This is a genomic window from Nocardiopsis yanglingensis, from assembly GCF_045809185.1.
Lineage (GTDB): Bacteria > Pseudomonadota > Gammaproteobacteria > Xanthomonadales > Xanthomonadaceae > Stenotrophomonas > Stenotrophomonas yanglingensis.
Genome location: NZ_JBJNRH010000030.1, coordinates 1 through 8708 on the forward strand (window position 1 = coordinate 1; position 8708 = coordinate 8708).

7 protein-coding genes are annotated in these 8708 nt (G+C 67.0%); 4 read left to right on the forward strand and 3 right to left on the reverse strand.

Annotated features, from left to right (window positions below; all coding sequences use genetic code 11):
- The first annotated feature begins 288 nt into the window (after positions 1-288).
- A complete protein-coding gene (locus ACJ7C5_RS21000; protein ID WP_412704943.1) occupies positions 289-1428 on the forward strand; it encodes a mechanosensitive ion channel family protein in 1140 nt (379 codons plus the stop codon).
- Positions 1429-1588: 160 nt separating this feature from the next.
- Here the strand turns inward: ACJ7C5_RS21000 and ACJ7C5_RS21005 are convergent, their stop codons facing one another.
- The 3 genes from ACJ7C5_RS21005 to typA are packed head-to-tail and all read right to left on the reverse strand — an operon-like array spanning position 1589 to position 5579.
- Positions 1589-3211, reverse strand: a complete 1623-nt coding sequence (locus tag ACJ7C5_RS21005) for an amidase (protein WP_412704944.1) — start codon at positions 3209-3211, stop codon at positions 1589-1591.
- Between the two features lie 41 nt (positions 3212-3252).
- Positions 3253-3720, reverse strand: a complete 468-nt coding sequence (locus ACJ7C5_RS21010; protein WP_005415426.1) for a DUF2127 domain-containing protein — start codon at positions 3718-3720, stop codon at positions 3253-3255.
- Positions 3721-3731: 11 nt separating this feature from the next.
- Positions 3732-5579 carry a translational GTPase TypA gene (typA, locus tag ACJ7C5_RS21015; protein ID WP_032129766.1) on the reverse strand — a complete coding sequence of 616 codons (1848 nt, stop codon included), beginning with the start codon at positions 5577-5579 and terminating at the stop codon, positions 3732-3734.
- 272 nt (positions 5580-5851) lie between these two features.
- Here typA and ACJ7C5_RS21020 point away from each other — a divergent pair, with 272 nt between their 5' ends.
- The 3 genes from ACJ7C5_RS21020 (at position 5852) to ACJ7C5_RS21030 (ending at position 8187) form a co-directional block, all read left to right on the forward strand.
- Positions 5852-6343: a peptidylprolyl isomerase gene (locus ACJ7C5_RS21020; protein ID WP_004153629.1), complete on the forward strand. Its 492-nt coding sequence runs from the start codon at positions 5852-5854 to the stop codon at positions 6341-6343.
- A gap of 119 nt (positions 6344-6462) precedes the next feature.
- Entirely contained in the window at positions 6463-7449 is a 987-nt protein-coding gene (locus tag ACJ7C5_RS21025) for a malate dehydrogenase (protein ID WP_004153634.1), read from the forward strand.
- Positions 7450-7572: 123 nt separating this feature from the next.
- Positions 7573-8187 (forward strand): RluA family pseudouridine synthase, encoded by a 615-nt coding sequence (locus ACJ7C5_RS21030; protein ID WP_412704945.1) that lies wholly within the window; start codon positions 7573-7575, stop codon positions 8185-8187.
- Positions 8188-8708 lie beyond the last annotated feature (521 nt).

Here is an 8708-nt window from a genome sequence, read left to right on the forward strand (position 1 = left end):
GATCTGTCGAAGGCGGGGTGGGTCCGGGTGCGGGGGCGTGAGCCGCATGGATGCGGCGACCGAGCTTACATGGACGTACTTGCAGCGCCCCCCGCAACCGGACCCGCCCCGCCACCCCACAGGAAACCCGCTTCTGCTGTTGCTGTTGCTGTTGTTGTTGCCGTTGACTGCAGCAGGTGCAGGGCTGCAAGCCCTGCCGACCAACACCCTTCTTACGAACGGCTGACGTGACGCTCATGCCCCATGCGCGAGGCTGTCTGCTTGGCTGTTCGAGTGGAGGTGGCAACGGTGCACTGGCAAAGCGCACAGGCATATGCATGGCCGTTGGGTCTGGCAGCGTTGGTGGGCGGCATCGGCGCGTGGCTGATCCTGTGGATCTATCACCGGCTGAAAGGGCGTGATCGCCGGCGTGCGCGCATCGGTCGTGTACTCGGGCTGCCGATGGCCACCGCATGGCCGCTGCTGCTGTTGATCCCCGCGTTGCAGGCCACACCGCTGCAGGATCCGCTGCTGGGCAATCTGCAGCATGTGCTGCACATCGCGCTGACCGCGTGCTTCATCTGGTTGCTGGTACGCGCGGTGGCGGCGGGTGAGCGGGCAATCCTGCGCAGCCATCCCATCGATGTCTCGGACAACCTGGAGGCACGCCGCATCCAGACCCAGACGCGGGTGCTCAGCCGCGTGCTGATGGGCGGCATCATCGTGCTCGGCGCGTCGCTGGTACTGCTGACCTTTCCCATGGTGCAGAAGATCGGCACCGCGCTGCTGGCATCGGCGGGCCTGATCGGCCTGGTGGCGGGCATCGCCGCCAAGCCGGTGTTCGGCAACCTGATCGCTGGCCTGCAGATCGCGGTGACGCAGCCGATCCGGCTGGATGACGTGGTGATCGTCGAGGGCGAGTGGGGCCGCATCGAGGAGATCGGCAGCAGCTACGTGGTGGTGCGTATCTGGGATGAGCGGCGGATGGTGGTGCCGCTGACCTGGTTCATCGAAAACCCGTTCCAGAACTGGACGCGGCGCAGCGCCGACCTGCTCGGCACCGCGTTCCTGTGGTTGGACTACCGGGCGCCGATTGCGGCGATCCGTGCCGAGCTCGAACGCATCTGCCGGGGCGAAGCGCTGTGGGATGGCCGGGTCTGCGTGACCCAGGTGACCGAGACCAGTGAGCGTGCGATCCAGGTGCGCCTGCTGGTCAGCGCGCGCAGCTCCGGTGATGCCTTCGACCTGCGTTGCCTGGTGCGCGAACGCATGCTTGATTTCCTCGCGCGCGAGCATCCGCAGTCGCTGCCGCAGGTGCGTGCGCGGCTGCAACACGATGACGAGCTGGATATGCCGCGCGGCCCACGTGCACGCACCGCGGATGTGCGTTCACCAGGTGCGGAGGATGGTGAAGCGGCGATCGTGCCGGTGGACTCCCTGGACCGGTAGTGGCGGGCGCGGGGCGGCCCCCGGGGGGGGGGGGCTCCCGGGGGGGGGGGTTTGGGGGGGGGGGGGTGGGGGGGGGGCCCGCCGGGGGCGGGGGGGGGCGGGGGGGGGGGGGGTGGGGGGGGGTGGGGGGGGGCGCGCCCCCCCCCCCCCACTACCCCGATCACGGCTCGCCGGCGTCGATCAGCGCATCGGTATCGAAGTGCGGCGGCTTGCGTGCGCGCGTGCGCTGTTCGTAGGCATAGGCCATTTCGATCAGCTTCGGTTCGCTCCAGGCGGTGCCCATGAACAGCAGGCCGACCGGCAGGCCATCGATCTGGCCCATCGGGACGGTGAGGCTGGGATAACCGGCCACGGCGGCGGCGCTGTAGCTCTCGCCGGGGAAGTCGTCGCCTTCGCTGCGGATCGGCCAGGTCACGCCGGTGGTGGGCGCGACCAGCGCATCAAGCTGGTGGGCGGCGAGGGCGGCGTCGATGCCTTCCGGGCCGGCCAGGCGGCGCGCATCGCTGCGCGCGCGGATGTAGGCGGGGTCGGCCAGGCCGGCAGTGGCATCGGCCTCCACCAGCAGCTCCTGGCCGAACAGGCCCAGTTCCTGCTTGCTGTGCGCCTGGTTGAAGGCAATCAGTTCGGCCAGGCTGCGCAGTGGTGCGCGGTGGGTGCTGAAGTAGCGCTCCAGACCAGCCTTGAATTCGTACAGCAGCAGCGTGCGCTCGGCCTCGGCCCAGGCGCCCTGGTTGGGCAGCTCCACCGGCACCACCACGGCGCCGGCGCGACGCAGCTCGGTCGCCGCCTGTTCGATCAGTGGCGGCATGCCACGGTACTTCAGCAGCGGTGTCTGCAGCAGGCCGATTCGCTTGCCGCGCAGGCCCTGCGGGTCCAGTCGCGCGGTGTAGTCGTAGACCGCGCGGCCGGGCATGGTCGCGGTGGCCGGGTCGGCATCGTCGCGGCCCGCGATCGCGGTCAGCACAGCGGCGGCATCGGCGACACTGCGCGCCATCGGTCCAGCGGTGTCCTGGCTGAAGGAGATCGGGATGATGCCGTCGCGGCTGACCAGGCCGACCGTCGGCTTCAGGCCGACCACGCCGTTGATCGCCGCCGGGCAGACGATGCTGCCGTCGGTCTCGGTGCCGATCGCCACGCTGGCCAGGTTGGCGGCCACGGCCACCGCGCTGCCGCTGCTGGAGCCACAGGGCGAATGGCTCAGCCGATAGGGATTGCGGGTCTGGCCGCCGCGCGCGCTCCAGCCGGAGATTGAATCATTGCCGCGGAAATTGGCCCATTCGCTCAGATTGGTCTTGCCCAGCACCACTGCACCGGCTTCGCGCAGCCGGCGCACCAGGTAGGCATCATCCGGGCGGAAGCCCTGCAGGGCCAGCGAGCCGGCACTGGTGGCCATCGGCGCGGCATTGATGTTGTCCTTCAGCAGCAGCGGGATGCCGTGCAGCGGCCCGCGCAGGCGCCCATCGCGGCGCTCGCGGTCGCGCTCGGCGGCGTCCTTCAGAGCGTCGGGGTTGAGCTCGATCACCGCGCGCAGGCGCGGCCCGGTGCGGTCCAGGGCGGCAATGCGCTGCAGGTAGGCCTGGGTCAGGGTGGTGCTGTCCAGTTCACCGGCGGTCATCCGCGCCTGCAGGTCGGTGACATCGGTTTCGGCGTACGGGAACGGCACGTTGCGGCTCGCAGGTTCGGCCGCATGCGCGCTGGACGTGGCCGGGCTGCAGCCAGCCGAAAGCAGCGCCGGCAGCGCGGCGAGCAGGCAGATCAGCAGAGGCGGCAAGGACGGGCGCATGGGGCGGCTTGGTCGGCTCCAATCCCCAGTGTAGCCGGTGCTCAGCGGTGGCGCTTGCGCAGGTCGCGGGCGAGCACGTAGACCACGATCAGGTTGATCGCCAGGATCGTCCACGACGGCCAGCCGGGGTGGCGGATGATCGCGAAGATGTCGAAGGGCAGGTACAGCGAGGCGGTCAGGCAACCCAGCCAGGAGGCCCAGGCCTTGGCCCGCCACAGGCCCCAGGCTTCGACCAGGTGCAGCAGGCCGTAGCCGATCATCCCCGCCGCGGCCAGGTGCACCGCGTCGGGGCTGATCATGTGCAGCAGCGAGGGCAGGGTGCCATGGTCCGGATCCAGGCTGAAACGCCGGATCAGGACCATGATGCCGTGCCGCAGCGGCTGCGGTCCGAGCACTTCCAGCCCGGTGGCGGCCAACAGCGCCAGCATCGCCTTGCTCGCTTCGAGCAGGGCGATGACATGGAGACCCGGATGCCGGTGTGGATCCGGGTTGTAGCCGCTCTGGTTCACGAGGTGCTGGCTCAGCCGCCGCGCGAAGCCTTCTTGCGGTCGCTTTCGGTCAGGAACTTCTTGCGCAGACGGATCTCCTTCGGGGTGATCTCGACCAGCTCGTCGTCTTCGATGAAGTCCAGGGCCTGTTCCAGCGAGTACTTGATCGCCGGGGTCAGCTGGATCGCATCGTCCTTGCCCGAAGCGCGCATGTTGGTCAGCGGCTTGGTCTTGATCGCGTTGACGGTCAGGTCGTTGTCCTTGGAGTGGATGCCGACCAGCTGACCTTCATACACGTTGTCGCCTTCAGCAGCGAACAGCTTGCCGCGTTCCTGCAGCGGGCCCAGCGAGTAGGCCGGCGTGGTGCCCGGCGCATTGGCGATCATCACGCCGTTGATGCGCTTGGCGATCGCGCCCTGTTCCTTCGGACCGTAGTGGTCGAACACATGGAACAGCAGGCCCGAACCCTGGGTCAGGGTCTTGAATTCGTTCTGGAAGCCGATCAGGCCACGGGCCGGGATCGAGTATTCCAGGCGCACGCGGCCCTTGCCGTCCGATTCCATGTTCTTCAGCTGGCCCTTGCGGGTGCCCAGCTTTTCCATCACGCCGCCCTGGTGGATTTCTTCGATGTCCACCACCAGCTGCTCGATCGGCTCCATCATCTGGCCGTCGATTTCCTTGATGATCACTTCCGGGCGCGACACGGCCAGCTCGTAGCCTTCGCGACGCATGTTCTCGATCAGCACCGACAGGTGCAGTTCGCCACGGCCGGAAACCAGGAACTTGTCGGCGTCTTCCAGCTGCTCGACCTTCAGGGCCACGTTGTGGACCTTTTCACGGTCCAGGCGGTCCTTGATCTGGCGGCTGGTCAGGAACTTGCCACCGGACAGGTCCTTGTTGCCGGCGAACGGCGAGTTGTTGACCTGGAAGGTCATCGAGATGGTGGGCTCGTCGACGGTCAGCGCCGGCAGGGCTTCCGGGGTGTCCGGAGCACAGATGGTGTCGGAGATGGTCAGCTCCTGGATGCCGGAGATGGCCACGATGTCGCCGGCCTCGGCGGTATCCTGCTCGATGCGCTCCAGGCCCATGAAGCCCAGCACCTGCAGCACCTTGCCGTTGCGCTTCTTGCCTTCACGGTCGATGACCGCGACCTGCATGTTCTTCTTCAGGGTGCCGCGCTGGATGCGGCCGATGCCGATCACGCCCACGAAGTTGTTGTAGTCCAGCTGGCTGATGCGCATCTGGAACGGGCCTTCCGGGTCAACTTCCGGACGCGGCGCGTGCTGCATGATCGCTTCGTACAGCGGGGTCATGTCGCCGTCGCGCACGGTGTCTTCCAGGCCAGCGTAGCCGTTCAGGCCCGAGGCGTAGACGATCGGGAAGTCCAGCTGCTCGTTGGTGGCGCCGAGCTTGTCGAACAGGTCGAAGACCTGGTCGATCACCCATTCCGGACGGGCGCCCGGACGGTCGACCTTGTTGACCACGACGATCGGCTTGAAGCCCATCGCGAAGGCCTTCTGGGTCACGAAGCGGGTCTGCGGCATCGGGCCGTCCATCGCGTCGACCAGGATCAGCACGGTGTCGACCATCGACAGCACGCGCTCGACCTCACCACCGAAGTCGGCGTGGCCGGGGGTGTCGACGATGTTGATCCGGTTCTTGATACCGGTCTTCTTGTCTTCCCAGGTGATGGCGGTGTTCTTGGCCAGGATGGTGATGCCGCGTTCCTTTTCCTGGTCGTTGCTGTCCATCACGCGCTCGGCGAGGACGGTGCGCTCGGACAGGGTGCCGGACTGCTTCAGCAGCTGGTCGACCAGGGTGGTCTTGCCATGGTCGACGTGGGCGACGATGGCGATGTTGCGAAGATTTTCGATGGACATACGAAAGGGGGCCAGTCGGCGCCGGATTTGGAAAAAGAAGTCCAACATTATACGTCGAACTTGACGATTCGCGAAAAGGTGGATTTCACACCCGTCATGGGGCCCATTCAGCTGGCTGTCGGCGGCGCCGGCCGAGGCCGCCTGGTCAGCGTGGCAGGACACCCGTCCGGTGGCTGAAGCCGGGCTCTCCGCCGATGGTCGAAGCCGCCGCCGCCACGAGGCAGGTGTAAACTAGGTGGCTAGACGCGTTCCCCTCTGCATCAAGGATCTTCATGTCCCTCATCGCCACTTTCGACACCACCCAGGGCCCGATCAAGGTCGAGCTGTTCGCCGACAAGGCGCCGCTGACCGTGGCCAACTTCGTGAACCTGGTCAAGCACGGTTTCTATGACGGCCTGATCTTCCACCGCGTGATCGCCGACTTCATGATCCAGGGCGGCTGCCCGCAGGGTCGTGGCACCGGCGGCCCGGGCTACAAGTTCGAAGACGAGAAGAATGGCGTGAAGCACGAGGTCGGCTCGCTGTCGATGGCCAACGCCGGCCCGAACACCAACGGCAGCCAGTTCTTCATCACCCACATCAAGACCGACTGGCTGGACGGCCGCCACACCGTCTTCGGCAAGGTCCTGGAAGGCCAGGCCATCGTCGATTCGGTCAAGCAGGGCGACGTGATCCATTCGATCACCCTGGAAGGCGACGTCGACGCCGTGCTGGCCGCCCAGGCCGAGCGCGTCGCGGAGTGGAACAAGCACCTCGCCGCCTGACCCCCCCTTCGAAACGGCCACCCACGGGTGGCCGTTTCCCTGTTCCCCGCCGCCCGCCAGGCCTGCGTGGCCACGCCCGCGGCGTCCCATCAAACGCTTGCAAGCAAGAGGAAACCCCCATGAAAGCACCCGTTCGTGTTGCCGTGACCGGCGCCGCCGGCCAGATCGGTTATGCCCTGCTGTTCCGCATCGCCTCCGGCGAAATGCTGGGCAAGGACCAGCCGGTCATCCTGCAGCTGCTGGAACTGCCGGTCGACAAGGCCCAGGCCGCCCTGAAGGGCGTGATGATGGAGCTGGAAGACTGCGCCTTCCCGCTGCTGGCCGGCATGGTCGGCACCGATGACGCCGAAGTGGCGTTCAAGGACGCCGACATCGCCCTGCTGGTTGGTGCACGTCCGCGTGGCCCGGGCATGGAGCGCAAGGACCTGCTGCTGGAAAACGCCAAGATCTTCACCGCCCAGGGCGCAGCGCTGAACAAGGTCGCCAGCCGTGACGTGAAGGTGCTGGTGGTCGGCAACCCGGCCAACACCAACGCCTACATCGCGATGAAGTCGGCCCCGGACCTGAAGCCGGAAAACTTCACCGCCATGCTGCGCCTGGACCACAACCGCGCCCTGAGCCAGCTGTCGACCAAGCTCGGCAAGCCGGTCGGTGGCATGGAGAAGCTGGTCGTGTGGGGCAACCACAGCCCGACCATGTACCCGGACTACCGTTTCGCCACCGCAGATGGTGCGTCGATCGCCGATGCGATCAACGACCAGGAGTGGAACGCCAACACCTTCATCCCGACCGTGGGCAAGCGCGGCGCGGCGATCATCGAAGCCCGCGGTTCGTCCTCGGCTGCTTCGGCCGCCAACGCAGCGATCGACCACGTGCGTGACTGGGTGCTGGGCAGCAACGGCAAGTGGGTCACCATGGGCGTGCCGTCCGACGGTTCCTACGGCATTCCGGAAGGCGTGATCTTCGGCTTCGCGGTGACCACCGAGAACGGCAAGTACACCCTGGTCAAGGATCTGCCGATCGACGACTTCAGCCAGAAGTACATCGACAAGACCCTGGCCGAGCTGGAAGAAGAGCGCGCCGGCGTCGCCCACCTGCTGGGCTGATGCAGGCGGTACCGGCTCCGGTCGGTACGTCTTCCATCGAGGTAGGTACCGACCGTTGGTCGGTACGCAGAAAACGGGGAAGCTTCGGCTTCCCCGTTTTTGTTTGGACGGATACGGAACCGCATGATCCACCTGCACTACATCGACGACGCGCTGCTGGTAGCCGAGAAGCCGGCCGGCCTGCTGTCCGTGCCTGGCCGCAGCGCCGAGAACCAGGACTGCGTGGTCGCGCGCCTGCAGGCGCTGTACCCGGATGCGTTGACCGTGCATCGCCTGGACCAGGTGACCTCCGGCCTGCTGCTGCATGCGCGTGGCAAGGAGATGCAGGCAGCGTTGTCGATGCAGTTCGAGCAGCGCCAGGTTGGCAAGCGGTATGAAGCGGTGGTGCAGGGGCTGCTCGAAGGCGAGGCCGGCGAAGTGGACCTGCCGCTGATCGTGGACTGGCCGAACCGGCCGAAGCAGATGGTCGATCACGAACGCGGCAAGCCGGCGCTGACGCGTTGGCGTGTAATGGCGCGTGATGTTGAAGCGCAGCGCACCCGCGTGGCGTTGCAACCGATCACTGGCCGCAGCCATCAGCTGCGCCTGCACATGGCCAGTCTCGGCCATCCCATCGTTGGTGACGTGCTGTATGGCGCCGCACCGGCGCAGCGCGTGCATCTGCATGCGCGCAGCCTGCAGTTCACCCATCCGGTGACGGGCGAGGCGCTCGCGTTCGAGTCAGCGGCTCCGTTCTAGGGGTTAGGCAGGGCTTGCAGCCCTGCACCTGCGGTAGTGCCGGCCGCTGGCCGGCAACAGCAACAGCAACAGCGCGCATTCCGTGGGATGGCGGGGCACTGTGGGTGTGCGGGGACGCCGTTAACCCGTCCATGGGGGCTTGGTCGCGGCATCCATGCCGCTCACACCCCGCAAACCCACAGTGCCCCGCCTTCGACAGGTTCCCGCAGCTGTTGGTAACTGCGGCCGTTGTTCCGCGCGGCTATTGGTAGGTGTCGACCTTGGTCGACACGATTTTTCTGTCAGATATCGAATGAATCATCCACGCATTGCGTGGATCTACTGTGTCGACCAAGGTCGACACCCACCAGAGCAGTCGACCAAGGTCGACACCTACCAGAGCAATACGCCGTTCCGACAGATCGCAGGAAACTGTCGAAGGCGGGGTGGGGGGCGGGGGGGGGGGGGGGGGGCCCCGGGGGGGGGGGGCCCCCCCCCCCCGGGGGGGGGGCGGGGCGCCCCCCCCCCCCCCCCCCCCCCCC

What these genes read in the sequence shown, in the direction of transcription:
- ACJ7C5_RS21005 (WP_412704944.1), bottom strand. Translation starts at nt 3,211, where the DNA reads ATGCGCCCGTCCTTGCCGCCTCTGCTGATCTGCCTGCTCGCCGCGCTG.
- typA (WP_032129766.1), bottom strand. Translation starts at nt 5,579, where the DNA reads ATGTCCATCGAAAATCTTCGCAACATCGCCATCGTCGCCCACGTCGAC.
- ACJ7C5_RS21020 (WP_004153629.1), top strand. Translation starts at nt 5,852, where the DNA reads ATGTCCCTCATCGCCACTTTCGACACCACCCAGGGCCCGATCAAGGTC.
- ACJ7C5_RS21025 (WP_004153634.1), top strand. Translation starts at nt 6,463, where the DNA reads ATGAAAGCACCCGTTCGTGTTGCCGTGACCGGCGCCGCCGGCCAGATC.
- ACJ7C5_RS21030 (WP_412704945.1), top strand. Translation starts at nt 7,573, where the DNA reads ATGATCCACCTGCACTACATCGACGACGCGCTGCTGGTAGCCGAGAAG.